Genomic DNA, 26,786 nt, shown 5'->3' on the forward strand with positions numbered 1-26,786 from the left:
CCGGTTGGGCCGGGCTTTGCGTCCATGAGCGAGGTGGGTTGGGACGCTGACCCCGGGGTCGCCGGCTGGCCGGGACTGCCGGCGCTGAGCGGTGACCTGCGGGCCGACGTGTGCGTGGTGGGGCTCGGCGGCAGCGGGTTGGCCGCGGTCGGCGAGGTGCTGCGCCGGGGGCTGTCGGTGGTGGGCGTGGACGCCGGCCGGGTGGCCGCGGGCGCGGCCGGGCGCAACGGCGGGTTCCTGCTCGGCGGCCCGGCCATCAGCGTTCACCACGCCGGCGCCGGCTGGGGCCTGGCCGCCGCCCTGGAGCTCTACCGCCAGACCCTCGACGAGATCGCCGAGCTGGCCCGGCTGCTGGGTCCGGAGGTGGTCCGCCAGGTCGGTTCGCTGCGGATCGCCGGGTTGCCGGGCGAGCCGGCGGACGAGCTCGAAGAGGCTGACCGGCAGGCGGAGCTGGCCGATTGCCACGAGCAGCACGAGGTGCTGCGCGAGCACGGCATCGCGGTGCGCCGCTATGACGGCGAACTCGGCGCCGGGTTGTTCCTGCCCGACGACGCGGCGATGAACCCGGCCCGCCGGGCGTTGGGGCTGGCCACGCTGTACGGCGGCGATCCCGGCCGAGCCCGGCTGTTCGAGAACAGCCCGGTCACCGCGATCAGCGCCGGCCGGGTGCAGACCGCCGCCGGCGCGGTGTCAGCGGGGTTGGTGGTGGTCGCCGTCGACGGCCGGCTGGAGGTGCTGCTGCCCGAGCTGGCCGGCCGGGTGCGGACCGCGCGGCTGCAGATGCTGGCCACCGAGCCGGTGGCGCCGGGGCGGTTGCCCTGCCCGGTGTACGGCCGGTGGGGTTATGACTACGCCCAGCAGGACCAGGCCGGCCGGCTGTTCGTCGGCGGTGGCCGGGACCGGTTCCTCGATCAGGAGTGGACGACGCGGACGAGCCCGACAGCCGGGGTGCAGGCCTGGATCGAGCAGGCCGCGGCCCGGTTCGCCGGCGCCCCGGTCCGGGTCAGCCACCGGTGGGCCGCCTCGGTCGGCTACACCGAAGACGCCCGCCCGCTGGTGACCGAGGCCCGACCCGGAGTCATCGCCTGCGGTGGCTACAACGGCACCGGCAACCTCGTCGGGCCGGTCGCCGCCCGGGCGGCGGTGGCGCTGGGCCTGGACGGCGTTCCGCCGCCGGCCTGCTTCAGCAGCTGAGACGCTGCCGCGCCGGCGGAGCTGGCTGGGCGCGCTCAGTCCAGCGTCCGGGCGGTGGCCCGGATCGCGCTCAGAGCCGCGGCGATCAAGCTGTTGTGCGCCGCCGGCCGGTGCAAGGCCAGCACGGCACGCCGCGGTGAGCGTCCCAGCAGCGGGGTCGGCAGCACGCCGTCGGTGTCGCTGACGCCCAGGCCCGGAACCAGGGCGACCCCCAGGCCTGCCCCGACCAGGCCCCGCACCACCGAGTAGTCGTTGCTGCGAAAGCTGACTCGCGGCACGAAGCCGGCTCGGGCCGCCAACCGGTCCAGGTTCAGCGCGCCCGGTGAGCCGGCCAGCGGGGCCACCCAGCGCTCGGCCGCCAACGCGGCCAACCGCAACGGAGCGCCGGCCAGCCGATGCCCGGCCGGCAGCAGCAGGTACAGCGGCTCGCGCAGCACCTCGGTCTCGGCCAGCCGGGCGGGCCAGCCGGGCGGCACGGTGTCATAGCGATAGGCCAACGCCAGGTCGAGCTCGCCGGACAGCAACCGGGGCAGCAGCGCGTCCAGCTCGCCCTCGTCCACCTCGATCTCGACACCTGGACGCTGCTGTCGCAGGGCGGCCAACGCGGCCGGCAGCAGCCTGGCCGAGGCGGTCGGAAAACTGCCGATCCGCAACTGGCCGGCCTCGCCCCGGGCGATCGCGGCCACCTCGCGGTCCAGGCCGGCCAGCATCGCCAGCACGTCGGCGGCCCGCTCGGCCAGCAGGTGGGCGTGCGCGGTCGGCCGGACGCTCTGCGCGCCGCGCTCGAACAGGACCAGGCCGGTGGCCTTCTCCAGCGCCGACATCTGCTGGGAGACCGCGGAGGGCGTGTAACGCAACTCGGCGGCCGCGCCGGCGTAGGAGCCAGTGGCCAGCACGGTGCGCAGGGTGTGCAGCTGATGCGGAGCGAGCATCAGCGAAGCTTAGGCTGCGGCGGGCTATCGGACGGCGGGCTATCGGACGGCGGGCTTATCGGACGGCGAGCTTATCGGCGGCGGGCTTATCGGCGGCGGGCTATCGGACGGCTGGCGCATCGGCGCCGCTGGGTCACGGCGTCATCCAGGACAGCACCGGCGTCGCCTGCAGCCCCACGATCAGGCACATCCCTGACAGCAGCACCAGGCTCCAGCCGAACATCCGACGGAACAGGTCGCCTTCGCGCCCCACGAGCCCGACGGCGCCGGCGGAGATGGTCAGGTTCTGCAGCGAGATCATCTTGCCGACCACGCCGCCTGAGGCGTTCGCGGCCGCCAGCAGCGTCGGGTCGAGCCCGGTCTGCCCGGCAGCCGAGACCTGCAGCGCGCCGAACAGCGAGTTCGACGAGGTGTCCGAGCCGGTCAGGGCCACGCCGAGCCAGCCGAGGATCGGTGACAGCACCGCGAACAACCCGCCCGCGCCGGACATCCAATGGCCCAGGGTCGCGGCCTGGCCACTGGCGTTCATCACAAAGGACAGCGCCAGCAGGCCGGTCACCGTGAGAATCGCCCAGCGCAGCTGCAGCACGGCTCGGCCGTAGGCCCGCACGGCCTGCGCGGGGCTGACCCGCAGCACCGCCATCGTGATCAGCCCCGCCAGGAACAGCAGCGAGCCGGGCGCCAAGAGCAGGTTGAGCTTGTAGGTGGACAGCGACGACGGCTTGCCCGCCAGAGTCAGCAGGTGCAGGCCCGGCCAGCCGAACGTCGCGGTGGCCGAGTCCAGGGCCCGGGTGACGGGCCCCCATTGCGACAAGGTGAAGATCGCGACAATCGCCGCGTACGGCGCGTAGGCGCGCAGGACGTCGGCACGGCTGTCGGGAGCTGCCGCGTCGACCGCCGGGCCGCCGATCCCTAAGCCGTCGACCGCTGAGTCGCCGACGGAGCCGCCGACAGAGCCGCCGACAGAGCCGCCCCGGCCGACCAGGGCCGGCGCCGCGGCGTGCCTGATCGCCGGTCGCCGGCGCACCAGCAGCGTCACCACGCCCACGCTGACCAGGGCGGCGACGATGTCGGCCAGCGCGACCGCCAGGTAGTTGGAGGTGGCGAACTGCGCGAACCCGAAGGACAGCCCACAGGCCAGGGCCGGCCACCACTGCTCGCGCACGCCCCGGCGGCCGTCCACGATCAGGACCACCAGCAGCGGGATCGCCACGGCGAGGATGGGCACCTGCCGCCCGGCCATCGCCCCGAGGTCGTCTGCCGGCAGGCCGGTCACCTTCGCCAGCGTGGTGATCGGCAGCCCGAGCGGGCCGAACGCGGCGGGCACGGTGTTGGCCACCAGGGCCGTGCTTGCCGCCAGCACCGGCCGGAACCCCACCGCGAGCAGCATGACGCTGGTGATCGCGACCGGCGTGCCTTGCCCGGCGAGCGCCTCAAGCAGCGAGCCGAAGCAGAACGCGATGACGATCGCCTGGATCCGCCGGTCATCGCTGACCTGCGCGAACGATCGCCGCAGCACGTCGAAGTGGCCGGTGCCGACGGTCATCGTGTAGATCCAGATCGCGGTGGTGAACGTCCACGCGAGTGGGAACAGACCGAAGGCGCCGCCCTGCGTGGCGGTCAGCAACGCCTGGTCGACCGGCATCTCATACGCCGCGATCGCCACCAGCAGGGCCACCGCGAGCCCGCCGGCGGCGGCCACCCAGGCCTTGGCACGCACGAGGCCGAGCAGCGTGAACAGCGCGAGGATCGGCAGGCTGGCCAGCAGCGCGCTCCAGCTCAGTGACCCGGCGACCGGGTCCAGCACCTGGCGGTACATGCCTCACTCCGTTCTTCGGCGACGAGCCACCGCGGTGGCCTGTGGCGACCCCGGAAGTCTCCGTCGCCGGGCCGTCAGGGCCTTCTCGCCACATGCTCTGTCTCGGCTCGCCGGCAGGAGGCAGCCGCCGATGGCCCGAAGGGCTTGCAGAGCCGGCGCGCGCCCGCCCCAGTCGCGGGCGAACACCCTAACTTCTTCTTAAGCTAAGGCCGACAATCATTCGTAGTGCTTACCTGGGCTGCACGCTTCGATTCGGCGAGAATGGCCTTATGAGCGAGTACGAGTGGCAGTTGCATCCGCAGGCCGAGGCGCTGGTCGACAGGCTGGTCGCCGAGGCGATCGGCAAGAGCGCCGAGTTGGCCGCGTTCACCAGGCGACTGGCCGCCCAGACGGCCACCCGAGCGCAGGACTGGCTGGACTCGGTCACCGGGCCGGTGACGGTCGATGAGCTGGCCGCAGTCGGTTACCAGCCCACCGACCACGCCGGGCTGTGGCGCCACGCCGGGGCGCAGTTGCCCGCCGTTGTCCCGGCCGAGCACTACGAGCTGGCGCTGCGCGTCGATGACATCGCAGCCCTGGCCGCCAGTCACGCCCGCGAGACCGGCGCCAGCGCCGCGCAGCTCGAGGGGTCGCCGCTGGCCGGTTTTCGCCGGGTGGTGCTCGCCGAGCAGAACGGGGTGGTGCTGGCCGGTGTGGAACGGCGCTCGTGGGCAGCCGGCAACAGGCCGCAGACCTTTCAGCCGAGCCAGGCCAGCGCCGCCAGCCAGGCCTGGCAGCTGCTCGCCGAGCGCCCCCGGACGCTGAGCGGCCCGGCCGGGGTACGCGCCCAGTTGCCGGCGGCCAGGGCGGCGGTCGAGCTGGTCGGGCTAGACCTGGCGGCGTCCTACTTCCTGCAACAGGAGCGCGGCTACTGGCAGCGGCACAACACCGCCGGCGCCCTGCAGCACGCCCGCCAGGACCGGCTCGGCCTCGGCTGGGGCAACAACGACCACCACACCTTCCGTTCGTCCCGGGCGGCCTTCGCGCCGCTGATCGAGTTTCTGACCCTGCTCGGATTCGGCTCGCGCGAGCGGTTCTACGCCGGCGCGCAGGCCGGGTGGGGCGCCCAGGTGCTGGAGCACCCCGGTTGCGGCGGGGTGATCTTCGCCGACGTGGACCTGCTGGCCGGCGAGGTCGACCTCGACTTCTCGCAGGTCGAGCTCGCCGAGACCGGCCGGCACGGCACGGTGGGGATGTGGTGCGCGCTGCATGGTGAGTCGCTGCTGGCGGCGGGCATGCACCACCTGGAGGGCCAGTTCTCCTTCGATGAGCTGACCACGTCGCTGGCCGAGCTGGGCCAGCCCTCGATGCGGCCGTTCTCCGACTACCCCTACCTGCGACAGGCGTTCACCGAGGCGGACTGGTGGCCGGTGCCGGCCGCGCGGCTGGACGCGCTGGTGACCGCCGGCCAGCTGGAACCGCGGCGGGCGGCCGAGATCGCCGAAAACGGCGCCGCCGGCTCGCATCTGGAGAACCTGGCACGACGGTCGGGCTTCAAGGGTTTCAACCAGGCCAACGTCTCGGCCACCATGGCCGCCACCGATCCGCGCGAGTACCGCCGGTGAGCGAGGCCGCCCCGCTTTCGGCGCCGGTGGCCCCGCCAGGCGCCAACCTGCCCGGCGGTAAGACAAGATTGACGGCGTGAACCCCGAGACGCTGGCAGCCGAGCTACGCCGAGCCGGTGTCGGCGAGGTCGACGCCGGTAGCCGTCGGCGCGCGGAGTACTCCACCGACGCCTCCAACTACCGGGTGGTTCCCCAGGTGGTGGTGTTTCCCAGGCACGCCGACGAGGTGGCGCTGGCGCTGCAGGTGGCCGGGCGCACCGGCACGCCGCTGACTGCTCGCGGCGGTGGCACCTCCTGCGCCGGCAACGCCGTCGGGGCGGGCATGGTGCTGGACTTCTCCAGGCACCTCAACCGGCTGATCTCCCTGGACCCCGAGGCCCGCACCGCCACCGTGGAACCCGGCCTGATCCTGTCCGAGCTGCAGCGGGCCGCGGCCACGCACCGGCTGCGCTTCGGCCCCGACCCCTCCACCCAGGCCCGCTGCACGATCGGGGGGATGATCGCCAACAACGCCTGCGGGCCGCGCGCGCTGGCCTACGGCCGCACCGCCGACAACGTCGAATCGCTGTCGCTGCTGCTGGCCGACGGGCGCAGCCTGCGGACCGGCTCGCTGGCCGCGATGGCCGACCCGCTCGGCGCCCGGCTGGCGGCCCTGGTCCAGGCGAACCTGGGCGTCATCCGCACCGAGTTCGGCCGGTTCGGGCGCCAGATCTCGGGTTACTCCATGGAGCACCTGCTGCCTGAAAACGGCGGCAGCCTGGCCCGGTTCCTGGCCGGCACCGAGGGCACCCTGGCGATCAGCACGTCGGCGACCGTCAGCCTGGTCGAGCTGGCCCCGGCCACCGCGCTGGCCGTGCTGGCCTATCCCGACATGGCGGCCGCCGCCGACGCGGTGCCGACGGTGCTGCCGCATCGGCCATTGGCGCTGGAAGGCATGGACGCCCGGCTGGTCGAGGTGCTGCGCAGCCGGCGAGGCCCGGGCGCGGTCCCGCCGCTGCCCGAGGGCGGTGGCTGGCTGTTCGTCGAGACCGGCGGCCAGAGCCTGGCTGAGGCGGTCGCCGCGGCCGAGCAGGTCGTGCGGGCCGCGGACCCGGCGGCGTCGGCGGTGGTGACCGGCGAGCACGCCCGCCGGCTCTGGCGCATCCGTGAGGACGGCGCCGGATTGGGCGGGCGGACCCCGGACAACGCGCCGGCCTGGCCGGGCTGGGAGGACGCGGCGGTGCCGCCGGAACGCCTCGGCGCCTACCTGCGAGAGTTCTTCGCCCTGCTGGAGCGGCACCGGATCGACGGCTTGGCCTACGGCCACTTCGGCGACGGCTGCGTGCACGTCCGGCTGGACTTCCCGCTGGCCGACCGGCCGCCCGCGTTCCGGCAGTTCCTGCTGGAGGCGGCCACCCTGGTGGCTGCGCACGGCGGCTCGATGTCGGGGGAGCACGGTGACGGCCGGGCCCGCGGCGAGCTGTTGCCGGCGATGTACTCCGCCGAGGCGATCGGGCTGTTCGCCTCGGTCAAGGCGATCTTCGACCCGGCCAACGTCCTCAACCCGGGCGTGATCGTGGACCCGGCGCCGGTCGAGGCGGACCTGCGGCTGCCGCTGGCCCGCGCGCTGACCGGCTCGGGCGGCCGGGCGCTCGGGTTCAGCTACCCGCACGACGGGGGCTCGTTCAGCACAGCGGTGCACCGCTGCGTCGGGGTCGGCAAGTGCCGTGCCGACCTGACCGGCGCCGGCGGCGTGATGTGCCCGTCCTACCTGGCGACGCTGGATGAGACCCACTCGACCCGGGGGCGGGCCCGGGTGCTGCAGGAGCTGGCCAACGGCGAGCTGCTCACCGAAGGCTGGCAGTCGCCTGAGCTGCTGCAGGCGCTGGATCTGTGCCTGGCGTGCAAGGGCTGCAGCTCGGACTGCCCGGCCGGGGTGGACATGGCCACCTACAAGGCCGAGCTGCTGTTTCAGCGCTACCGCCGCCGGCTCCGGCCGGCCGCGCACTACCTGCTGGGACAGCTGCCGCGCTGGAGCCGGCTGGCCACCCGTGCCCCGAGGCTGGCCAACGCCGCGCTGCGACCCCGAGCGCTGGCGGCGCTGGCCAAGCGGGTCGGCGGCATCGACCAGCGCCGGCCACTGCCGGCCTTCGCACCGCGGTCGTTTCGCGACTGGTTCGCCGAGCATCCGGTGGCGCCGGGTGATCCGGTGCTGCTCTTCGTCGACACCTTCACCAACGCGTTCTCACCAGAGGTCGGCCAAGCCGCTGTCGAGGTGCTGGAGGCCGCCGGCTGTTCGGTGCGGATCGCGGACTCTCAGGTCTGCTGCGGCCTCACCTGGATCTCGACCGGCCAGCTCGACGGGGCGCGCAAGCAGCTGCGCCGGACCTTCGACGCGCTGGCGCCCGCTCTGGCGCAGGGCATGCCGGTGGTGGGCCTGGAGCCCTCCTGCACCGCGGTGCTGCGGGCGGATGCCCTCGAGCTGTTGCCCGACGATGACCGGGCCCGGCAAGTGCGGGCCCAGACCCGGACGCTGGCTGAGTTGCTCACCGAGCGCGGCTGGCGCCCGCCGTCGCTGGCGGGTGTCGAGGCCGTCGTGCAGCCGCACTGCCATCAGCACGCCGTGCTGGGCTTCGGCGCCGACTCCGCGTTGTTGACCGGGGCCGGCGCCCAGCTGCAGACGGTCGGCGGCTGCTGTGGCCTGGCCGGTAACTTCGGCGTCGAGCGCGGCCATTACGAGGTGTCGGTGGCGGTCGCTGAGCAGGCGCTGTTGCCCGCGGTGCGCGGCGCCGGGCCCGATACCGTGGTGCTGGCCGACGGGTTCTCCTGCCGCACCCAGCTCGACCAGCTCAGCCAGCGCAGCGGCCTGCACCTGGCGCAGCTGCTGGCCCGCGAGTTGCCCGACAGCCCGCGCACCGACAGCCCGCACACCGAGCCCGTCCCCTGACAGCCCGCACACCGACAGCCCGCACACCGACAGCCCGCACACCGAGCCCGTCCCCTGACAGCCCCGCGAGAACCCGCCCTGACAGCCGACCCCCGATAGGACACAGCGATGACGAGTGGTTTCGTCCCACCGCCCTACCCCTATGAGCGCCTCGGCGAGATCAAGGCGATCGCCGACCGGCTCGAGGGCGGCCAGATCGACCTGTCCGTCGGCACCCCGTGCGACTCGCCGCCGCCGGAGGTGATCGCCGCGCTGGCCGCGCCCGGCCGCGCCGAGGGCTACCCGCCCTCGATCGGCACCGCGGCGCTGCGCAGTGCCGCCGCAGACTGGATCTCACGCCGGCTGGGGGCGACGGTGGACCCTGACGCCGAGGTGGCGGCCTGTGTGGGGACCAAGGAGTTCGTCGCCTCGGCGCCGCAGTTCCTCAAGCTGCGCACGCCGGACAAGGACACCGTGCTGTATCCGGCGATCAGCTACCCGACCTATGAGATGGGCGCCATCCTGTCCGGCGTGCGGGCGGTGCCCTACCAGCACCTGGGTGAGATCGCCGACGCCGACGCCGCCCGGGCGCTGTGCCTGTGGGTGAACTCGCCCAACAACCCGACCGGTGAGCTGTCGGACCTGGCCGAGGTCGCCGGCTGGGGGCGCGACCGGGAAGTCCCGGTCCTGTCGGATGAGTGCTACGCCGAGTTCAGCTACAGCCAGCCGCCCAGCACGATCCTCACCAGCGGAACCGCCGGGGTGCTGGCGTTGCACTCGCTGTCCAAGCGGGACAACTTCGCCGGCGCCCGGATCGGCTTCTACGCCGGTGACCCCGAGCTGGTGCACTACCTGCGCGAGGCGCGCAAGCACGCCGGCCTGATGGCGCCAGGTCCGGTGCAGCACGCCGCCACGGTCGCCCTGGCCGACGACGAGCACGTCGAGGCGCAGCGCCAGCGGTACTGGCGGCGGATGACGCGTCTGTGCCAGGTGCTGGCCGCCCTCGGGCTACCGGCCAAGATGCCGGACGGCGGGTTCTACCTCTGGCTGGAGGCGCCGGACGGAGACGCCTGGGCGGCGACCAGGATGCTGGCCGAGCGGGCCGGCATCGTCGCCTCGCCGGGGGAGTTCTACGGATCGGCGTCCACCGGCTACCTCAGGCTGGCCGCGGTGGCGCCGGATGACCGGATCGAGCTTGCGGCCCGCCGGGTCGGGCTGGCCTGACAGCGTGGCCTGTCCAGACCGGTATGCCCCTGAGCTGGTACAGCTCAAGGGGCATACCGGCCCTCGACAGCAACCGGGCGGTGACCAGCCGGCCCGGCTGCGCGGACTCAGCCGAATTGGACGCCTTGTGCCAGCGGCAATTCGGTTGAGTAGTTGATGGTGTTGGTGGCGCGGCGCATGTAAGCCTTCCAGGAGTCCGAGCCGGACTCCCGACCGCCCCCGGTCTCCTTCTCGCCCCCGAACGCGCCGCCGATCTCGGCGCCGGACGGGCCGATGTTGACATTGGCGATGCCGCAGTCAGAACCGGCCGCGGCGAGGAAGAGCTCGGCCTCGCGGACGTCGAGGGTGAACACCGAGGAGGACAGCCCCTGAGCGACGTCGTTCTGCATCGCGATCGCCTCGTCGAAGCTGTCGTAGCTGAGCACGTACAGCAGCGGTGCGAACGTCTCGTGCTTCACGATGTCGCTCTGCCGGGGCATTCTCATGATCGCAGGTCGCACGTAGAAGGACTGCTGGGCCTGCTCACCCTCGCCCAGGCTCACCCGCTCACCGCCGACGAGCAGCTCGCCGCCGTCGGCCTGCGCCGCGGCGATGGCCTTGTCAAAGCCCTCGTAGGCCGCGCCGTCGATCAGCGGGCCCACCAGGGTGGCGTCCTCCAGCGGCGAGCCGATCGGCAGGGTGGCGTAGGCCTTCTTGAGGGCCTCCACCAGCTGATCGGCGATCGAGGAGTGCGCGATCACCCGGCGCAGGCTGGTGCAGCGCTGCCCGGCGGTGCCCGCGGCCGAGAACACGATGGCCCGGACGGCCATGTCGAGGTCGGCGCTGGGGGCCACGATGGCGGCGTTGTTGCCACCGAGTTCGAGCAGCAGCCGGCCGAAGCGGCTGGCCACCCGGGGCGCGACGGCCCGGCCCATCCGGGTCGAGCCTGTCACTGAGACCAGCGCCACCCGAGAGTCGTCCACCAGCGCCTGGCCGATGTCCGGACCGCCCAGGAGCAGCTGGCACAGAGCCTGCGGAGCGCCGACCCGGCGGGCGGCTTCGGTGGCCAGAGCGAGGCAGGCCAGCGCGGTGAGCGGGGTCTTTTCCGACGGCTTCCAGACCACCGGGTCGCCGCAGACCAGCGCCAGGGCCGAGTTCCACGACCACACCGCGACCGGGAAGTTGAACGCCGAGACGACGCCGACCACGCCGAGCGGGTGCCACTGCTCCATCATCCGGTGGCCCGGGCGCTCGGTGGCGATGGTGTTGCCGAACAGCTGCCTGGACAACCCGAGGGCCAGGTCACAGATGTCGATCATCTCCTGGACCTCGCCGAGGCCTTCGGAGACGATCTTGCCGGCTTCGATGGACACCAGCGCGCCGAGGTCCTGCTTGTGCTCGCGCAGCAGCTCGCCCAGCTCGCGGACCAGCCGGCCGCGGACCGGCGCCGGCGTCACCCGCCACTGCTCGAAGGCCTGCTGGGCCTGGCCGACGATGCCGTCGACCTCGTCGACGCTGTGCGAGCGCAGCCGGCCCAGCTCGCCACCGGTGATCGGCGAGCGGCAGCTGAGATCGCCGTCGGCGGTGAAGGGATCGCCGACGCCCAGCCGGGACAGGATGCCGGCGGTGCGCTGGACCAGGTCGTCGTGGGAGATCATGGCAGTCATTGTCAGACCTTTCCGAGGTCGCCGAACAGGGCGCCGCTCTTGGTGGACAGCAGGTCGGCGAAAGAGATGTCTTCCTGTTTCACGAAGCCGGTCTGCCGGAGCCGGCCGTCGGCGACCAGCTCGACGACCGCGGCCGCCGAGGCGGCCGTGGTCCAGGAGATGGCGCGCCAGGTCCGGCCGTCGATGGTCAGCGGCTGGTATGCCCGGACGTACTGCTTGCGGTACAGCTGGCCGCCGGCGGTCTCGGCCCGGCCCTCGACGGCGGCATGCAGGTAGACCACGTCGTCATCGACCGGCGGCTTGGCCTCGACCAGGATCTGGCCGGCCAGCTCACGGCGCTGGCGCAGCCCCAGCTCGTCGAAGAAAAAGCGCATGAGCTCGAAGTGGCCTGGGTAGCGCATGGTCTTGTAGTCCAGCCGTTGCACCCGGCCGGCGTAGGTGTCGCACATGGTGCCCAGCCCGCCCGAGGTCAGCGAGGCCTCCAGCTCGATGCCGCCGATCACCACCCGCTCGTTCTCGGTCATCGCCGGCACCATCTGACGGTGGCCGGCGCGCAGCACCTCGCAGTCGTTGAGGTACTCGTTCACCACGCCCTCGGGGGACCAGTTGAAGGCGTAGCCGAGCAGGCCGGCCGGGTGCCGGGGCAGCGCGCCGACCTTCAGCTCGATGGATCGGATGTCGTCGAACTGCTTGGCCAGCCAGGAGCCGACGATGCCGATCAGGCCGGGGGCCAGGCCGCACTGGGGGGCGTAGACCGCGCGCGGCGCCTGGGTGGACAGCTCCATCACCCGGTTGGTGGTCGGAACGTCCTCGGTGAGGTCGAAGTAGTGCACGCCGGTGTCGTGGGCCGCCTCGGCGACTCCGAGGTTGAGGCTGTACGGCAGGCAGGACACCACGGCGTCGGCGCCGGTCAGCGCGGCCCGCAACCCGGCGCCGTCGCGGACGTCGAGCTCCTTGCAGGTGAAGGGCAGGTCACTGCGGGGCCGGGTGTCATAGGCGGTGACGGTGAAGCCGGCGTCCGACAGCAGGATGGCGACCAGTTCGCCGACCTTGCCGAGTCCGACCACTCGAACCTCGTTGATCGAGCGTTGCATGTGCACATCCTTCCGTCGGCGCCGGTCCGGGTTCGCCGACCAGGGCGGGTGATCTGAGGCGGGCGTCTACAGCACCGCAGCTATGCTTACGTTAGTCTCAGAATCGTCATTAGAGAAAATGATGATGGCTCCAGCGTAGAGGATGGCCGGCGAAGGTGGACACACCCCTGGACGTCGGCAGGTTGCGCCTGCTGCACGAGGTCGCCCTACGCGGTTCCATCGCCGCCGCGGCCCGGGAGGTCGGGCTGACGCCGTCGGCGGTGTCCCAGCAGCTGAGCATCCTCGAGCGGGAGGCCGGCACGGCCCTGCTGGACCGCTCGCCGCGCGGGGTGCTGCTCACCGGGGCGGGGCAGACGCTGGTGGTGCGGGCCCGGTCGATCCTGCAGGTGCTGGAGGAGGCCCGGGCGGACCTGGACCGGCTGACCGGCGAGCTGTCCGGGCACGTGCGGATAGGCACCGTGGCCTCGGCCGCGGCCGCTCTGGTCAGCGAGGCCGCGATTCGGCTGACGACCGAGCATGCCGCCCTGGAGCTGACCGTCACCGTGACCGAGCCGGCACGCAGCATCGACCAGCTGCTCAACGGCGACTTCGACATCGCCGTGGTGGACTTCTACGACGGGGTGCCGGTCGCGGTGCCCGACTACCTGATGGCCACCGATCTGTGCACCGAGCCGTTGGTGGTGGTCACCGCGGCAGGCGCGTTGCCGGGGCAGGCAGAGCTGAAGCTCTCGGAGCTGTCGGACGCGAACTGGGTGATGCCGCCACTGGACGCAGCCTGTGGTCAGGCGGTCCGCTTCGCCTGCCGCGCCGAAGGCTTCGAGCCTCGGGTCCGCTGGGAGACCGATGACATGCTGCTGCTGGTGCGGGCGGTCGCGGCTGGGCATGGCATCGCCGTGCTGCCTCGGCTGGCGGTGGCTGACAAGGTGGCCGAGGTCCAGATCAGGCCCCTGGCCCAGCCGAGCATGAGCCGGCGGCTGCTGGCGCTGACCCGTAGCTCGAGCCAGGACCGGCCGATCATCCGGGCGGCGTTGGACGAGCTGGTCAAGTCCACCGGCTGAGCCCGACGAGGCGGCCAGCCAGCGAGGGCGCGGTCAGCGCTTGGCGGCCACCAGCAGCCCGTCGCCCACCGGCAGCAGCGCCGGCACCAGCCGGGTGTCCTCCCGTAGCGTCCGGCCGAGCTCGCGCAGCGCGACCGTCTCGGCGTCGCGGGCGTTCGGATCGGCCACCCGGTCACCCCAGAGCGCGTTGTCGAAGGCCAGCACGCCGCCGCTGCGCAGCAGCCGGACGCCCTGCTCGAAATACTCGCTGTAGCCGGTCTTGTCGGCGTCTACGAACACCAGGTCGTAGGAGCTGTCATTGAGCCGGGGCAGCACCTCGGCCGCCGCGCCGTTGATCAGCCGGTACCGGGTGGTGCCGATGCCTGCCTCGCCGAAGGCCTGCCGGGCGGCCCGCTGGTGCTCGGGCTCGGTGTCAACCGTGGTGAGCACCCCGTCCGGGCGCATTCCGGCGAGCAGCCACAGCCCCGAGACGCCGGCGCCGGTGCCGACCTCGACCACCGACTTGGCGCTGACCAGGGTGGCCAGCAGCCGCAGGGTCGCCCCGCCGGCCCGGCCGATCGGGGTGCAGCCCATTTCCGCGCCCCGGGCGCGGGCAGCCGCGGTGACTTCGTCCTCGGCCAGGAAGTTCTCGGCGTAGGCGAGGCTGGATGAGTTGAGATACGCGTCGGCCATGGCTTCAGACTCTACCGAGCACCGGACCCGCTGCTTACCCGACCGGGCCGGGCGGGGCAGGGCTATTCGGCCCGTGCGGCTATTTCATCGAATCGAGGATCATGACCAGGTCGTTGACCGTGGTCTCGGGGTTGACGATGGCAAACCGGGTGCAGACCTGTCCCTCGTGCCGGGTCGGGGTCACGAAGGCGAAGCCGGCGGCGAGCATGCGCGCCGTCCAGAGGGTGTAGTCCTCGGCCTGCCAGCCGATCCGCTCGAAGATCAGCACCGTCAGGTCCGGCTCCACCAGCAGCCGGACGTGCTCGGCCGCCTCGATCAGCGCCTGACCGGCCCGGGCCACCCGCAGCGTCTGCTCGACGGCCTCGGTGTAGGCGGCCGTGCCGTGCACGGCCAGCGAGAACCAGAACGGCAGGCCGCGGGCTCGCCGGGTCAGCTGCACCGAGAAGTCACTGGGATTCCATTCGCCCTCCACCGTGACCGGGTCGAGGTAGCCGGCCTTCTGGGTGTGCGCGGCGCGGGCGAGCACCGGGTCCCGGTAGATCAGCGCGCAGCAGTCATACGGGGCGAACAGCCACTTGTGCGGATCGACGATGAAGGAGTCGGCGTGCTCGGCGCCGGCGAACAGCCCCCGCACCGACGGCGCGGCCAGCCCGGCGCCGCCGTAGGCGCCGTCGATGTGAAACCACCAGTCCTGTTCCCGGGCGACGTCGGCGATTCCGGCCAGGTCGTCCACGACGCCGGCGTTGGTGGTGCCGGCGGTGCCCACGACGGCGAAGATCCCGTCGATCTCGGCCTCGGACAGCTCGGCCAGCCGGGCCCTGATGGCGGCCCCGGTCATCCGTCCGCGCTCGTCACCGGGCACCTTGACGACGCCGACGTCCATCACCACCTGCAGCGAGTGCTTGACCGAGGAGTGCGTCTCGTCACTGACCAGCACTGACCACCGGGCCGGGGGCGGGCCCTGCCGCTTGTGCTTGGCGGCCTCGCGGGCGGCCACCAGGGCAGACAGGTTGCCGATCGTGCCGCCCTGCACGAACACCCCGCCGGCGCCTTCGGGCAGGCCCACCAGGTCAGCGATCCAGCGCAGCGCCTGGTTCTCCACGTACACCGCGCCCGAGCCCTCCAGCCACGTGCCGGCGTAGACGCTGGAGGCGCCGACCAGCATGTCGAAGGCGGCGGCAGCCTTGGTCGGCGCGCCGGGAATGAAGGACAGGTAGCGCGGATGGTCCACCGACAGGCAGGCCGGGGCCAGCACGTGCTCCCAGAGCCGCAGCGCCTCCTCGGCGCCAAGGCCGGTCTCGGTGACGGTCACTCCGGCGGCCTCGCCCAGCTGGTCAGGGGTGAGCGAGAGGTCCAGCGGCGCCTGCATCGCCAACCGCGCCAGGCACAGATCGGCCAGTGATCGGGACAGGGCCGCGCTCAGGTCGGTATAGGTGTGCACGGCTGGAGCCTAGACATCGGAGCGGGCAAAGGCTTGCCGGGCGTCGGGAACGTCAAAGCTCAGTGAGACGTTTAGGCAATACACAGCCACGGCTGCAAGGCTTATGTGGTTCCCGCCAGAACCGCGGGACGCCACTTGGAAATGGGTGATCGCTCGATGTCCACGCTGAACCTCGGTGTGGCTAGTTCGATGGGTGGGCAGCGGGCGGTCACGCCGCCGGCGACCACGGAATCCTCGCATGCCGTGCAACCGTCAGACTGGATCGCGCCGTCCTGGGACGACATCGTGCGCCAGCACGCCGACCGGGTGTACCGATTGGCCTACCGGCTCTCGGGCAACCGCTCCGATGCCGAGGACCTGACCCAGGAGACCTTCGTCCGGGTGTTCCGCTCGCTGGCCGACTACACCCCCGGCACGTTCGAGGGCTGGCTGCACCGGATCACCACCAACCTGTTCCTGGACATGGTGCGCCGCCGGCAGAAGATCCGGTTCGACGCCCTGGCCGAGGACGCCTCTGAACGGCTGGCCTCCGACGAGCCCGGGCCAGAGCGAGCCTACGAGCAGAACAACCTCGACCCTGAGATCCAGCGCGCGCTCGACGCGTTGCCGGCCGACTTCCGGGCCGCCGTGGTGCTCTGCGACCTTGAGGGCCTGACCTACGAAGAGATCGCCCTCACCCTCGACATCAAGGTCGGGACGGTCCGTTCCCGCATTCACCGCGGCCGGGTGCTGCTGCGTGAGGCTCTGGCCCACCGCGCGCCGGCCGGCCGGCCGGATGAGCCCGGTCTGGAAAAGGCAGTGGTGAACGCGTAAATGACCAGCCCGGTGTTTCGCCTGCCGCACCTGTCCGAGGACGCTGTCGCGGCTTTCGCCGACGGCGTGCTGTCGGCGGCGGCGGCGAGCCGGGCGCAGCGGCATTGCGCCGAGTGCGTCGAGTGCGCCGACGCCGTTCGGGGCCAGCGGGAGACGGCGATGATGCTGCGAGCCGCCCAGGCTCCGGCGTTGCCGTCCGGCCTGCTCGATCGGCTGGCGGGGCTGCCGATGTCCACCCCGCTGCCACCGCCGTCGCGCGGTGGGTTGCCGACGGTGCTTGACGCTGACGGCACCGCGATGTTCATCGCCTACGACATGCGCAAAGCCCGGGACGCCCAGGCCCGGGACGCTCAGGCCCGTGACGCGCAGGCCCGTGACGCTCAAGCCGGCGCGCCCTTCTCGGGTGAGCAGGCCGACACGGCTGCCCACCAGCCGGTCCGGCACCCGCGCCGCCGAGGCGCGCTGCCGGTGACCGTGCTGGCCTCGGCCGCCGCGGTGGTCGCGGCAGGCACCTTCGGCGGGCAGGTCTCGACGCTGGCCGCCGTCGCTGACCGGCAGGCGCCGGCCGGCGCGGCCAATGTGGCCGGCTCGTTGACTGGCCAGAAAGCGGCGTCCAGCCCGCTGGGCGGCGTGGCGGCGCTGGGCGGCGTCCGCAGCCGACCCACAGCGAGCACAGCAAGCACAGCAAGCACGGCAAGCACAGCAAGCACAGCAAGCACGGCCAGCCCGATCGCCGATCGACCGGCTCGTCCGGGCCCGCAGCGGGTGACTTCGGTGACTGTGGCGCCGCCGTCCGCCGTTGCGCCCTCGCCCTCGGCCTCGGCTGCTGCCGGGCCGAACCGGTCCGCGGCGTGGTCGAGCGACGAGCGGCCTTCGGCAGCCTTCGCGCCGACGATGGCCGGTGCGCCGGTGGCGACGCCCTAAGGGCTCACCGGTTGTGGCCGCGAGCCCAGGCTGCCCGGCGGGCCCGGCCGAATCCAGGCGCGGGCGCCCTGCGCTTGGCCCGGACCGCGCCGCTCAGGCAGACTCAGACGTTCAATCCACTTTCCGGTGCGGCGAGGTCACCGGGCAGCGCCAGACGGAGGGAGGGCATGTGAGCGACTCTAGAAGCGAGAAAGCCGACTCGTCGCCTTTCGCCCGCCCCGCCGGCGCCCAGGGATCGTTCCAACCGCCCGCGCCGGAGACGGCTGAGCAGCCCACCCCCGGGCCGCAGGTGTCGGCGACTGACCGTGAGGCCTTCAGCGCGCCGGCGGGCTCGGGCGCGGCCTTCGCCCCGGCGCCGGGGGACCGGTTGCCGGCCCGGCACGACAACCCGGCGCGCCGACCGGTTCCCGCCGAGCTCGCGCAGGCCTTCGCGGGCGCCGGGTCGTTCGCACCGGCGCCCGGTGACCGGCTCGCTCCCTCCATGCCTGGGCCGGGCTCACCCTGGTGGAAGCCCGATGCCGCGACCGATCCCTGGCGTGACCCGCAGTCGCCGTACTGGATCGCCGGGCCGCCGGTGTACGCCGATGACGAGGTCATCGGCATGTCCGATGCCGTCGAGGACCCCGAACCGACCGCGGCCGCCTCGGCGTCGCCGGGCAAGCGCGCCCGGTTCGGGTTGTCAGCGTTGGCGATGGTGCTGGTGGCCGGGCTGGTCGCCGGGCTGATCGGCGGCGGGGTGGGGTACTGGCTGTCTGACCGGGCCAATGCCGTGCTGACCGATCCCAACGTCAAGCTGGCCAAGACCGACCAGCCCGCCAACCGTCCGGCCGGCTCGGTGGCTGACATCGCCAAGCGGGTGAGCCCGGCCGTGGTGTCCATCGACGTCCGCTCCGCCGACGCCGCCGGCTCCGGGTCGGGGGTGATCATCGACAAGGGCGGCTACATCCTCACCAACAACCACGTGATCGCCTTTGCCGCCACTCCGACGATCCGGGTGGTGTTCGCCGACCGTTCCTCAAGCCCGGCCAAGGTGGTCGGAACCGATCCTCGCAACGATCTGGCCGTGATCAAGGTCGCCAAGACCGACCTCACGGTGGCGACCCTGGGCGACTCGGACAGCCTGGCGGTCGGCGATCCGGTGGTCGCCATCGGCGATCCGCTGGGGCTGCGAGGCACGGTCACCGCCGGAATCGTCTCGGCCCTGAACCGGCCGCTCCGGCTGCCCGGTGAGAACGGCGAGCCCGACGCGGTGATCGACGCGGTGCAGACCGACGCCTCCATCAACCCGGGCAACTCCGGCGGCGCGCTGGTCGACGCCGCCGGGGCGGTCGTCGGCATCAACACCGCCATCGCCTCAGTGGGCCAATCCAGCAGCCAGAGCGGCAATATCGGGGTCGGCTTCGCGATTCCGGTGAACACCGCCCGCTCGATCGCCGAGGAGCTGATCCAGACCGGCAAGGTCCGTCACGCCGACCTCGGGGCCAGCAGCCGCAGCGTCACCGACGGCACCCGGGACGGCGCCTACCTCGTGCAGGTCGTCCCCGACGGCCCGGCCGCCAAGGCCGGGCTGAAGGAGGGTGACGTGGTGACCTTGTTCGGAGACAACCTGATCGACTCCGGCGACGCGCTGACGGTCGCGGTCGCCGAGTCCAAGCCGGGGGCCACCGTGACGCTGCGTTATGTGCGCGACGGCGTGACCGGTCAGGCCAAGGTAATCCTCGGTAGCAGCTGAGCCCGGCTACGCTGGGTTTGTGTTCAACATCGGCCCGCTCGAGTTCGTGGTGCTCGCGGCTATCGCGCTGATCGTGTTCGGGCCTGATCGGCTGCCCGAGTTGGCCAGGGACGCCGCGCGCATGCTGCGGAGCCTGCGCGACGTCGCCCAGGGCGCGCGCACGCAGCTGAACTCCGAACTCGGGCCGGACTTCGCCGACTTCGACCTGTCATCGCTGAACCCCCGCACCGCGATCAAGAACGCCCTGCTCGGTGACGAGGACTTCAGCTCGCTCAACCCACGGGAGTCGATCCAGCGGGCGCTGCGCGGCGAGGACGAGCCGGTCAGGCCGTCGCCCATGATCGACCTCAGCAAGCCCGCGCCACCGCAGGCGCTGCCGGCGGACCAGCCGCTGGCCCTGGGCGAGCGGCCTCCGGTCGACCCCGAAGCCACCTGAGCGCTTCGCCGGACCGCGACGGGAGTCGGCGCCGAGGCTTCAGCGAGCGGCCACCGACAGCCCGAGCGGGCGTCCCACCAAACTGAGCTGCCGGCCGGCCAGGGTGTCGGCGATCATGCCGAAAGCCCGACTCGACGCCGAGTCCGGCTGCGAGAGCACGATCGGAGTGCCGTCATCGCCACCCTCGCGGATGGCCACCTCGATCGGCACCTGGCCAAGCAGGCCGACTTTGGTGCCGGTCGACTCGGTCAGCGAATCGGCGACGGCCTGGCCGCCGCCGGCGCCGAACAGCTCCAGCCGGCTGCCGTCGGGCAGGTCCAGCCAGCTCATGTTCTCCACCACGCCGACGATCTGCTGGTGGGTCTGCAGGGCGATCGAGCCGGCCCGCTCGGCCACCTCCCGGGCGGCCAGCTGCGGAGTGGTGACCACCAGCAGCTCGGCGGAGGGCACCAGCTGAGCCAGCGAGATCGCGATGTCACCGGTCCCGGGCGGCAGGTCCATCAGCAGCACGTCCAGCTCGCCCCAGTACACGTCGGCCAGGAACTGCTGCAGGGCCCGGTGCAGCATCGGCCCGCGCCACACCACCGCGGTGTTGCCAGGGGTGAACATGCCGATCGAGATCACCTTCACCCCGTGCGCCTGCGGCGGCATGATCATCTTCTCGACCTGGGTCGGCTTGCCCGTCACGCCCAGCATCCGGGGCACCGAGAAGCCGTAGATGTCGGCGTCGAGCACGCCCACCCGGAGGCCTCGTTGGGTCAGCGCCACCGCCAGGTTCACCGTGACAGAGCTCTTGCCGACCCCGCCCTTGCCCGAGGCGACGGCGTACACCCGGGTGCGCGAGCCGGGCTGGGCGAACGGGATCTCGTTCACCGGGTTGTCGCCGCGCAGCTTGGTGCGCAGGTCGGTGCGCTGCGCGTCGTTCATGACGCCCAGCTCCACGGCCACCGAGGACACCCCGGGCACCGCCGACACCGCGGCGGTGACATCGGTCGTGAGCTTCTCGCGCATCGGGCAGCCGGCGACCGTCAGCAGCACCCGGACGCTGGTCGAGCCGTCCGCGGCGACGCTGACCCGCTCCACCATGCCCAGCTCGGTGATCGGCTTGTGGATCTCGGGATCCTCCACGCCGGCCAGCGCCGCTGTGATCGCCGCTTGCAAGGTGCTCGGGTCCGGCCCTACCTCATTAATAGACACACCAAAGATCCTACGGCGGTGCTCGGCGTCACTACGATGTGTGTGGTGATGTCCGCTTCCGATGACGGCGCCGAGGCGCCGGTGACCGCTCCCGCGCCGCCGCGCGCAGACGACTGGCGGTTGGCGGCGTGGCGCAGTCTCCTACGGACCCACAACCACCTGTGGCGCGAGCTCGAGCATCAGCTGCACGTCCACGGCAAGATCGCAATGGGCAGTTATGACGTGCTGCTCCAGCTTGCCGAGGCCCCTGGCAACAGGTTGCGGATGTCGGAGCTGGCCGAGGCGGTGCTGCTCTCGCGCAGCGGCCTGACCCGGTTGGTCGACCGGCTGCAGAAAGAAGGCCTGGTGCAGCGCCAGCCCGATCCCGAGGACGCCCGGGGCATGTACACGGTGCTGACCGGCAAGGGCCGCGACGCGCTGCGCGACGCGTCGAAGGTGCATCTGGCCGGGGTGGCGGAGCTGGTGCTGGATCGGCTGTCCGACCTCGAGCTGCGGCAGCTGCACGCCCTCATGGTCAAGCTCGACCCGATGCCCTCCAGGAGCGGACGCTAGCTCGTGGCCGCGCCTGCCGGGCCGGCTCAGCCGTCCCGGTCCTCAGCCAGGCCGCGTTCGAGCCGGGTCAGCTCTGAGCGCAGGTAGTCGCGGGTGGCCACGTCGCCGAGCGCGATCCGGATCGCGGCGATCTCGCGCGCGAGGTACTCGGCGTCGGCGATCGCGCGCTGGTCGCGCCTGCGGTCGGCGTCGGCCTGAATCCGGTCCCGGTCAGCCTGCCGGTTCTGGGCCAGCAGGATCAGCGGCGCGGCGTAGGCGGCCTGGGTGGAGAAGGCCAGGTTCAGCAGGATGAAGGGGTACGGGTCGAACTTCCAGACCCCCATCGCGAGGACGTTGAAGATGATCCAGCAGATCACCAGGAACGTCTGGATGGCGAGGTAGCGGGCGGTGCCGAAGAACCGGGCGATGCCTTCGGCCGCCGTGCCCACCGCGTCGGCGCTGAACTTGGGCGCGCGCAGGCCGCGAGGTGTCTTCGGCTGATCCAGCCGGCGACGAGGCTCGGTCACCGGGACTCGCGCCGACGCTGGCGGCGACTCTCACCCGGCAGCGAGCCGCCCTGGGCGTGAGCGCTCACGCTGGCGCTCACTCAGCCCTCCGGCGGGTGACGGCCGCGTCAGCGGGCAGCTCGTCGCGATCACGCCAGTCCTCGGGCAGCAGGTGGTCGATCACGTCGTCGACGCTGACCGCGCCCAGCAGCCGGTCGTTCTCATCGACCACCGGCACCGCGACCAGGTTGTAGGTCGCCAGGTGCCGGGTCACCTCCTGCAGCGTGGACTCCGGCGTCAGCGGGTCGATGACGTCATCGAGCATTCCCGACACCAGCGAGGACGGCGGCTCGCGCAGCAGCCGCTGAAAATGCGCCACACCGAGGAAGCGGCCGGTCGGGGTGGCCTGGGGCGGGCGGACCACATACACCTGGGCTGCCAGCGCCGGCGAGAGATCGGGATTGCGCAACCTGGCCAGCGCCTCGGCGACGGTGGCGTCGGGCAGCAGCACCACCGGCTCCGAGGTCATCATGCCGCCGGCGGTGTACTCGCCGTAGGTCATCAACCGGCGGACCGGAGCGGCCTCTTCCGGCTCCATGATCTCCAGCAGGCGTTCCTGCTCGTCGGTGGGCAACTCGCGCAGCAGGTCGGCGGCGTCGTCGTCGTTCATCTTCTCCAGGACGTCGGCGGCGCGCTCGTCGCTCAGCCCGCTGATGATGTTGATCTGGTCCTCTTCGGGCAGCTCCTCCATCACGTCGGCCAGCCGCTCGTCATTGAGGGCTTCGGCCACTTCCTGTTGCCGCTTGTCCGGCATGCCCTGCAGCTGGGCGGCCAGGTCGGCCGGTCGCAGCCCGGCCAGCACCGCCAGCAGCGAGTCCGCGCCCTGGCCCTTCTCGGTCGCCGACAGCCCGTCCACGTCGTTCCAGTCGATCTGCTGCAGCACCGCTCGGCGCCGTCCGAGCTTGCTGGTGACCGAGCGGACCGCCAGCCTGGTGATCACCCAGTCCTTGGGGCGGTTCTGCTCCATGGCCGCGTCGACCACCACCATCCGGGCGCCGTCCTCGATCCGCACGACGGTCCGGTCCAGCACCTCGCCCAGCACCAGCAGCTCGTTCGGCCGCTGCTCGAAGCGCTTGATGTTGACGCTGCCGGTGGTCAGCACCACCGCCTCCGGCTCGATCCTGGTGACCCGGCCCATCGGCACGAAGATCCGGCGCCGGTGCTGCACCTCGACCACCAGGCCGAGGATGCGCGGCGGCTGACGCCCGACCCGCAGGGTCGCCACCGCGTCGCGGACCCGGCCGAGCTGGTCGCCGTTGGGGTCATAGACCCCCAGGCCGGCCAGCCTGGCCACGAAGACGCGGGTCGCGGTGCTCACGCGGCAAAGCTTAGTGGCCAGCAGGCCGCCATATCCCTCACTGACAGGATGGTCGGGTGTCGCGAATCGAGCAGTCTTCGGAGTCGCTGACACTGCCGCCGGCCCGCGACGCCGGGCTGCTGGCGATAGCGCTGGCGGGGGTGTCGGCATCCGGGCCGATCATGGCCGCCACCGCGGCGCCCGCGCTGGCCATCGCGTTCTGGCGCAACGCCCTCGGCGCCGGCAGCACCGGCGCCTACCTCGCCGTGGCGCACCGGGCCGAGTTCGCCGCCCTGGGCCGGCGGGGCTGGGCCGAGGCCTCGCTCGCCGGGGTGTTCCTGGCGCTGCACTTCGGCGCCTGGGTGCCGTCGGTGAAGTTGACCTCGGTCGCCTCGGCCACCGCCCTGGGCGCCACCCAGGCGGTGTTCACCGGGCTGATAGCCGCGATGGCCGGCCGCCGGCTGCCCCGGATCGCCTGGCTGGGCATGGCACTGGCGATTGCCGGCACCGCCCTGATCGCCGGAGCGGACTTCGGGGTCTCAGCGCGGGCGCTGGCCGGCGACGGGCTGGCGTTGCTGGGCGGGGTCTTCGCGGCCGCCTACGTCACGACCGGCGCCAGCGCCCGCCGGCAGATGTCGACCGTGGCCTACACCACCATCTGCTACAGCGTGTGCGCGCTGGTCCTGCTGGGGGTCTGCCTCGCGGCCCGCCAGCCGCTCAGTGGCTACTCGGGCGAGGCCTGGCTGCTGATCCTGGCCGTGACCGGTTGCGCCCAACTGCTCGGGCACAGCCTGTTCAACGTGGTGCTGCGCTCGGTCAGCGCCACGTTCGTCAGCCTGAGCATCCTGATCGAGGTTCCCGGAGCGGCGCTGATCGCCGGGCTCTGGCTGGGCCAGTGGCCGCCGCTCAGCGCGATCCCCGGGCTGGTGCTGTTGCTGGCCGGCTTGGTCGTGGTGGTGCGGGCTCGTGATCGCCTCTCCGAGCCTGTGCCCGACCTGGACTGAAGCCGGCGCGAGGCCTGGCCTAGCAGTATCTGCGGAAGCCCTTGGCGTACTGAGTGCGGTAACCCCACTCGATGTACCCGCACACCTCCGAGCCGTATTCACCGACCCGGACGGTGTAGGTGGCGTCGGAGTAAAACTCCATCAGCATGTCGCAGTGATCCGGTTCGCAGATCGGATAAGCCGCACCCGCCGAGGTGGCCGGCCCCATCAGAGTGCTGAGGGCGAGGACGGTTGTCGCGAGCGCGATCCGGGGACGGGCGCCAAGCTTCATGGTGGCTCCTTATAGGAGTAAAAGTATGATTCGTCATTAATATACAAATAATGCGATAACTAAGCGATATCCAGCGGATGTCTGTTGCGAGACTCCACAAGGGGTGTGACACCGCGAACATCGCCCGGCACGGTCGCCGCCGCCGGTGGCATTCTCAGCAGCTATGACCGCTTCCGACTCGCCGCCTGCCACTCAGCCTCAACCGCTGCGCCCGCGCCGGTCCTGCCTGGCAGTGCCCGGTTCCAACCCGCGCTTCCTGGAGAAGGCCAAGGGCCTGCCGGCCGACCAGGTCTTCCTCGACCTCGAGGACGCCTGCGCGCCGCTGGCCAAGCCCGGCGCCCGCAAGAACATCGTGGCGGCCCTGAACGAGGGCGGCTGGGGCGACAAGCTGCGGGTGGTGCGGGTCAACGACCTGACCACCCACTGGACCTACCGCGACGTGATCGAGGTGGTCGAGGGCGCCGGCGCCAACCTGGACGCGATCATGCTGCCCAAGGTGCAGAGCGCGGCCCAGGTGCAGTGGCTCGATGTGATGCTGACCCAGATCGAGAAGACCGTCGGCCTGCCGGTCGGCCGGATCGGCATCGAGGCCCAGCTGGAGAACGCCCGCGGCCTGCTGGCCATCGATGAGATCGCCCAGGCCTCGCCGCGGATTCAGACGCTGATCTTCGGACCGGCCGATTTCATGGCCTCGATCAACATGCGCTCACTGGTGGTCGGAGAGCAGCCGCCCGGCTACGACGTGGGCGACGCCTACCACCACATCCTGATGTCGATCCTGATGGCGGCCCGGGCCCATGACCTGCAGGCCATCGACGGCCCGTACCTGCAGATCCGCGATGTCGAGGGGTTCCGGCGGGTGGCAGGACGCTCGGCCGCCCTCGGCTTCGACGGCAAGTGGGTGCTGCACCCGGGTCAGATCGACGCCGCCAACGAGATCTTCGCGCCCAGCCAGGACGACTACGACCACGCCGAGCTGATCCTGGACGCCTACGACTACTACACCTCCGAAGCCGGGGGCCTGAAGGGCTCGGCCATGATCGGGGACGAGATGATCGATGAGGCCTCGCGCAAGATGGCCCTGGTGATCGCGGCCAAGGGCCGGGCCGCCGGGATGTCGCGGACCTCGGCCTTCACCCCGCCGCAGAGCTGAGCCACCCGAAGCAGTTCCGCCCGCTGGACCCGTGCTTGTCGTCGAAAGAGGTATCGCCATGGCTCGTCTTGCTCAGACCGCCGGTCTCAGCGACCTCCAGAAGGAGATCCTGTCGACCGTCCGCGGCTTCGTCGACAAGGAGATCCTGCCCAACGTCCACGACCTCGAGCACGCCGACGAGTACCCCGAGCAGATCGTCAAGGGAATGGCTGAGATGGGGCTGTTCGGGCTGACGATCCCCGAGGAGTACGGCGGCCTGGGCGAGTCGCTGCTCACCTACGCCCTGGTCGTGGAGCAGATCGCCCGCGGCTGGATGAGTGTCTCGGGCGTCATCAACACCCACTTCATCGTGGCCTACATGCTGATGCGGCACGGCACCGACGAGCAGAAGCAGCGGCTGCTGCCCAAGATGGCCGCCGGCGAGGTGCGCGGCGCGTTCTCGATGTCCGAGCCGGACGTCGGGTCCGACGTGGCCGCCATCAAGTCCCGGGCCACTGCCGAGGGGGACGGCTTCCGCCTGAACGGGCAGAAGATGTGGCTGACCAACGGCGCCCGGTCCAGGGTGGTGGCGACGCTGGTCAAGGACGACGTCTCGGCGGGGGACCCGGAGAGCTCGGTCTACCGCAACATGACCACCTTCCTCATCGAGAAGGAGCCGGGCTTCGGTGAGACCCGGCCTGGCCTGCGGATCCCCGGCAAGCTGGAGAAGATGGGCTACAAGGGCGTCGAGACCACCGAGATGATCATGGACAACGTCGCGGTGGCCGCCGAGGACGTGCTGGGCGGGCCGGACAAGCGGGGCCAGGGCTTCTACCAGATGATGGACGGCGTCGAGGTCGGCCGGGTCAACGTCGCCGCCCGGGCCTGCGGCATCTCGATCCGGGCCTTCGAGCTGGCCATCGACTACGCCCAGCAGCGCAAGAGCTTCGGCAAGAAGATCGCCGAGCACCAGGCGATCGCCTTCAAGCTGGCCGAGATGGGCACCAAGGTCGAGGCCGCCCACCTGCTGATGGTCAACGCGGCCAGGCTGAAGGACGCCGGCCAGCGCAACGACGTCGAGGCCGGTATGGCCAAGCTGCTGGCGAGCGAGTACTGCGCCGAGGTGACCCAGGAGTCCTTCCGGATCCACGGCGGCTACGGCTACTCCAAGGAGTACGAGATCGAGCGGCTGATGCGCGAGGCGCCGTTCCTGTTGATCGGCGAGGGCACCTCAGAGATCCAGAAGACCATCATCAGCCGCGGCCTGCTCAAGGAGTACCGGGCCTGAGCTGGC

23 protein-coding genes are annotated in these 26,786 nt (G+C 71.7%); 13 read left to right on the top strand and 10 right to left on the bottom strand.

The features are described 5' to 3' along the window. Positions 1-24: 24 nt before the first annotated feature. Positions 25-1,194: an FAD-dependent oxidoreductase gene (locus VGB75_13955; GenBank protein HEY0168142.1), complete on the top strand. Its 1,170-nt coding sequence runs from the start codon at positions 25-27 to the stop codon at positions 1,192-1,194. Between the two features lie 35 nt (positions 1,195-1,229). On the opposite strand, the gene VGB75_13960 is transcribed toward VGB75_13955, so the two are convergent. Both VGB75_13960 and VGB75_13965 read right to left on the bottom strand, forming a co-directional pair. Further along, complete coding sequence (locus VGB75_13960) at positions 1,230-2,126, bottom strand: LysR family transcriptional regulator (GenBank protein HEY0168143.1); 897 nt, start codon at positions 2,124-2,126, stop codon at positions 1,230-1,232. A gap of 133 nt (positions 2,127-2,259) precedes the next feature. Continuing rightward, positions 2,260-3,945 (bottom strand): L-lactate permease, encoded by a 1,686-nt coding sequence (locus VGB75_13965; GenBank protein ID HEY0168144.1) that lies wholly within the window; start codon positions 3,943-3,945, stop codon positions 2,260-2,262. A 269-nt stretch (positions 3,946-4,214) separates the two neighbouring features. Between VGB75_13965 and VGB75_13970 the strand changes: the two genes are divergently transcribed. The 3 genes from VGB75_13970 to VGB75_13980 all read left to right on the top strand — a co-directional run bounded on the left by VGB75_13970 (position 4,215) and on the right by VGB75_13980 (position 9,678). Beyond that, positions 4,215-5,549, top strand: a complete 1,335-nt coding sequence (locus VGB75_13970) for a hypothetical protein (GenBank protein ID HEY0168145.1) — start codon at positions 4,215-4,217, stop codon at positions 5,547-5,549. A gap of 76 nt (positions 5,550-5,625) precedes the next feature. Beyond that, positions 5,626-8,475 (top strand): FAD-linked oxidase C-terminal domain-containing protein, encoded by a 2,850-nt coding sequence (locus tag VGB75_13975; protein HEY0168146.1) that lies wholly within the window; start codon positions 5,626-5,628, stop codon positions 8,473-8,475. A 108-nt stretch (positions 8,476-8,583) separates the two neighbouring features. Further along, complete coding sequence (locus tag VGB75_13980) at positions 8,584-9,678, top strand: aminotransferase class I/II-fold pyridoxal phosphate-dependent enzyme (protein HEY0168147.1); 1,095 nt, start codon at positions 8,584-8,586, stop codon at positions 9,676-9,678. Positions 9,679-9,785: 107 nt separating this feature from the next. Here VGB75_13980 and VGB75_13985 read toward each other — a convergent pair whose 3' ends face one another. Together VGB75_13985 and VGB75_13990 are read right to left on the bottom strand one after the other, a co-directional pair. Then, positions 9,786-11,315: an aldehyde dehydrogenase family protein gene (locus tag VGB75_13985; GenBank protein HEY0168148.1), complete on the bottom strand. Its 1,530-nt coding sequence runs from the start codon at positions 11,313-11,315 to the stop codon at positions 9,786-9,788. A gap of 11 nt (positions 11,316-11,326) precedes the next feature. Further along, a complete protein-coding gene (locus VGB75_13990) occupies positions 11,327-12,418 on the bottom strand; it encodes a saccharopine dehydrogenase C-terminal domain-containing protein (GenBank protein ID HEY0168149.1) in 1,092 nt (363 codons plus the stop codon). A gap of 155 nt (positions 12,419-12,573) precedes the next feature. On the opposite strand from VGB75_13990, the gene VGB75_13995 reads away from it, so the two are divergent. Next, on the top strand, positions 12,574-13,476 hold the full coding sequence (locus VGB75_13995; protein HEY0168150.1) for a LysR family transcriptional regulator: 903 nt from the start codon (positions 12,574-12,576) through the stop codon (positions 13,474-13,476). Between the two features lie 33 nt (positions 13,477-13,509). On the opposite strand, the gene VGB75_14000 is transcribed toward VGB75_13995, so the two are convergent. Both VGB75_14000 and VGB75_14005 read right to left on the bottom strand, forming a co-directional pair. Next, the gene (locus tag VGB75_14000; GenBank protein ID HEY0168151.1) at positions 13,510-14,148 is read right to left on the bottom strand and encodes an O-methyltransferase; all 639 of its coding nucleotides are present in this window, start codon (positions 14,146-14,148) and stop codon (positions 13,510-13,512) included. 79 nt (positions 14,149-14,227) lie between these two features. Next, positions 14,228-15,589: a pyridoxal-dependent decarboxylase gene (locus VGB75_14005; GenBank protein HEY0168152.1), complete on the bottom strand. Its 1,362-nt coding sequence runs from the start codon at positions 15,587-15,589 to the stop codon at positions 14,228-14,230. A 156-nt stretch (positions 15,590-15,745) separates the two neighbouring features. Here VGB75_14005 and sigE point away from each other — a divergent pair, with 156 nt between their 5' ends. The 4 genes from sigE (at position 15,746) to VGB75_14025 (ending at position 19,494) form a co-directional block, all read left to right on the top strand. Continuing rightward, on the top strand, positions 15,746-16,402 hold the full coding sequence (sigE, locus tag VGB75_14010) for an RNA polymerase sigma factor SigE (protein ID HEY0168153.1): 657 nt from the start codon (positions 15,746-15,748) through the stop codon (positions 16,400-16,402). Next, entirely contained in the window at positions 16,403-17,326 is a 924-nt protein-coding gene (locus tag VGB75_14015) for a hypothetical protein (protein ID HEY0168154.1), read from the top strand. Between the two features lie 169 nt (positions 17,327-17,495). After that, positions 17,496-19,058: a trypsin-like peptidase domain-containing protein gene (locus VGB75_14020; protein ID HEY0168155.1), complete on the top strand. Its 1,563-nt coding sequence runs from the start codon at positions 17,496-17,498 to the stop codon at positions 19,056-19,058. A gap of 19 nt (positions 19,059-19,077) precedes the next feature. Beyond that, entirely contained in the window at positions 19,078-19,494 is a 417-nt protein-coding gene (locus VGB75_14025; protein HEY0168156.1) for a sec-independent translocase, read from the top strand. A 39-nt stretch (positions 19,495-19,533) separates the two neighbouring features. Here the strand turns inward: VGB75_14025 and VGB75_14030 are convergent, their stop codons facing one another. After that, positions 19,534-20,691, bottom strand: coding sequence for an Mrp/NBP35 family ATP-binding protein (locus tag VGB75_14030; protein ID HEY0168157.1), 1,158 nt, complete (start codon positions 20,689-20,691; stop codon positions 19,534-19,536). A gap of 48 nt (positions 20,692-20,739) precedes the next feature. Here VGB75_14030 and VGB75_14035 point away from each other — a divergent pair, with 48 nt between their 5' ends. Then, positions 20,740-21,243, top strand: a complete 504-nt coding sequence (locus VGB75_14035; GenBank protein ID HEY0168158.1) for a MarR family transcriptional regulator — start codon at positions 20,740-20,742, stop codon at positions 21,241-21,243. A gap of 26 nt (positions 21,244-21,269) precedes the next feature. Here the strand turns inward: VGB75_14035 and VGB75_14040 are convergent, their stop codons facing one another. Both VGB75_14040 and VGB75_14045 read right to left on the bottom strand, forming a co-directional pair. Next, positions 21,270-21,749, bottom strand: a complete 480-nt coding sequence (locus VGB75_14040) for a DUF1003 domain-containing protein (GenBank protein ID HEY0168159.1) — start codon at positions 21,747-21,749, stop codon at positions 21,270-21,272. A gap of 76 nt (positions 21,750-21,825) precedes the next feature. Continuing rightward, positions 21,826-23,106: a CBS domain-containing protein gene (locus VGB75_14045; GenBank protein HEY0168160.1), complete on the bottom strand. Its 1,281-nt coding sequence runs from the start codon at positions 23,104-23,106 to the stop codon at positions 21,826-21,828. A 56-nt stretch (positions 23,107-23,162) separates the two neighbouring features. Between VGB75_14045 and VGB75_14050 the strand changes: the two genes are divergently transcribed. Continuing rightward, entirely contained in the window at positions 23,163-24,089 is a 927-nt protein-coding gene (locus tag VGB75_14050) for a DMT family transporter (protein HEY0168161.1), read from the top strand. A gap of 19 nt (positions 24,090-24,108) precedes the next feature. Here the strand turns inward: VGB75_14050 and VGB75_14055 are convergent, their stop codons facing one another. Beyond that, positions 24,109-24,360, bottom strand: a complete 252-nt coding sequence (locus tag VGB75_14055) for a hypothetical protein (protein ID HEY0168162.1) — start codon at positions 24,358-24,360, stop codon at positions 24,109-24,111. Positions 24,361-24,523: 163 nt separating this feature from the next. On the opposite strand from VGB75_14055, the gene VGB75_14060 reads away from it, so the two are divergent. Next, positions 24,524-25,513: a CoA ester lyase gene (locus VGB75_14060; protein ID HEY0168163.1), complete on the top strand. Its 990-nt coding sequence runs from the start codon at positions 24,524-24,526 to the stop codon at positions 25,511-25,513. A gap of 58 nt (positions 25,514-25,571) precedes the next feature. Next, positions 25,572-26,780: an acyl-CoA dehydrogenase family protein gene (locus tag VGB75_14065; protein ID HEY0168164.1), complete on the top strand. Its 1,209-nt coding sequence runs from the start codon at positions 25,572-25,574 to the stop codon at positions 26,778-26,780. Positions 26,781-26,786 lie beyond the last annotated feature (6 nt).

This window comes from Jatrophihabitans sp., assembly GCA_036399055.1.
Lineage (GTDB): Bacteria > Actinomycetota > Actinomycetes > Mycobacteriales > Jatrophihabitantaceae > Jatrophihabitans_A.

Coding starts and splice junctions, on each gene's coding strand:
- VGB75_13955 (HEY0168142.1), top strand. CDS start 25: ATGAGCGAGGTGGGTTGGGACGCTGACCCCGGGGTCGCCGGCTGGCCG.
- VGB75_13960 (HEY0168143.1), bottom strand. CDS start 2,126: ATGCTCGCTCCGCATCAGCTGCACACCCTGCGCACCGTGCTGGCCACT.
- VGB75_13965 (HEY0168144.1), bottom strand. CDS start 3,945: ATGTACCGCCAGGTGCTGGACCCGGTCGCCGGGTCACTGAGCTGGAGC.
- VGB75_13970 (HEY0168145.1), top strand. CDS start 4,215: ATGAGCGAGTACGAGTGGCAGTTGCATCCGCAGGCCGAGGCGCTGGTC.
- VGB75_13980 (HEY0168147.1), top strand. CDS start 8,584: ATGACGAGTGGTTTCGTCCCACCGCCCTACCCCTATGAGCGCCTCGGC.
- VGB75_13985 (HEY0168148.1), bottom strand. CDS start 11,315: ATGATCTCCCACGACGACCTGGTCCAGCGCACCGCCGGCATCCTGTCC.
- VGB75_13990 (HEY0168149.1), bottom strand. CDS start 12,418: ATGCAACGCTCGATCAACGAGGTTCGAGTGGTCGGACTCGGCAAGGTC.
- VGB75_14000 (HEY0168151.1), bottom strand. CDS start 14,148: ATGGCCGACGCGTATCTCAACTCATCCAGCCTCGCCTACGCCGAGAAC.
- sigE (HEY0168153.1), top strand. CDS start 15,746: ATGTCCACGCTGAACCTCGGTGTGGCTAGTTCGATGGGTGGGCAGCGG.
- VGB75_14015 (HEY0168154.1), top strand. CDS start 16,403: ATGACCAGCCCGGTGTTTCGCCTGCCGCACCTGTCCGAGGACGCTGTC.
- VGB75_14035 (HEY0168158.1), top strand. CDS start 20,740: ATGTCCGCTTCCGATGACGGCGCCGAGGCGCCGGTGACCGCTCCCGCG.
- VGB75_14055 (HEY0168162.1), bottom strand. CDS start 24,360: ATGAAGCTTGGCGCCCGTCCCCGGATCGCGCTCGCGACAACCGTCCTC.
- VGB75_14060 (HEY0168163.1), top strand. CDS start 24,524: ATGACCGCTTCCGACTCGCCGCCTGCCACTCAGCCTCAACCGCTGCGC.
- VGB75_14065 (HEY0168164.1), top strand. CDS start 25,572: ATGGCTCGTCTTGCTCAGACCGCCGGTCTCAGCGACCTCCAGAAGGAG.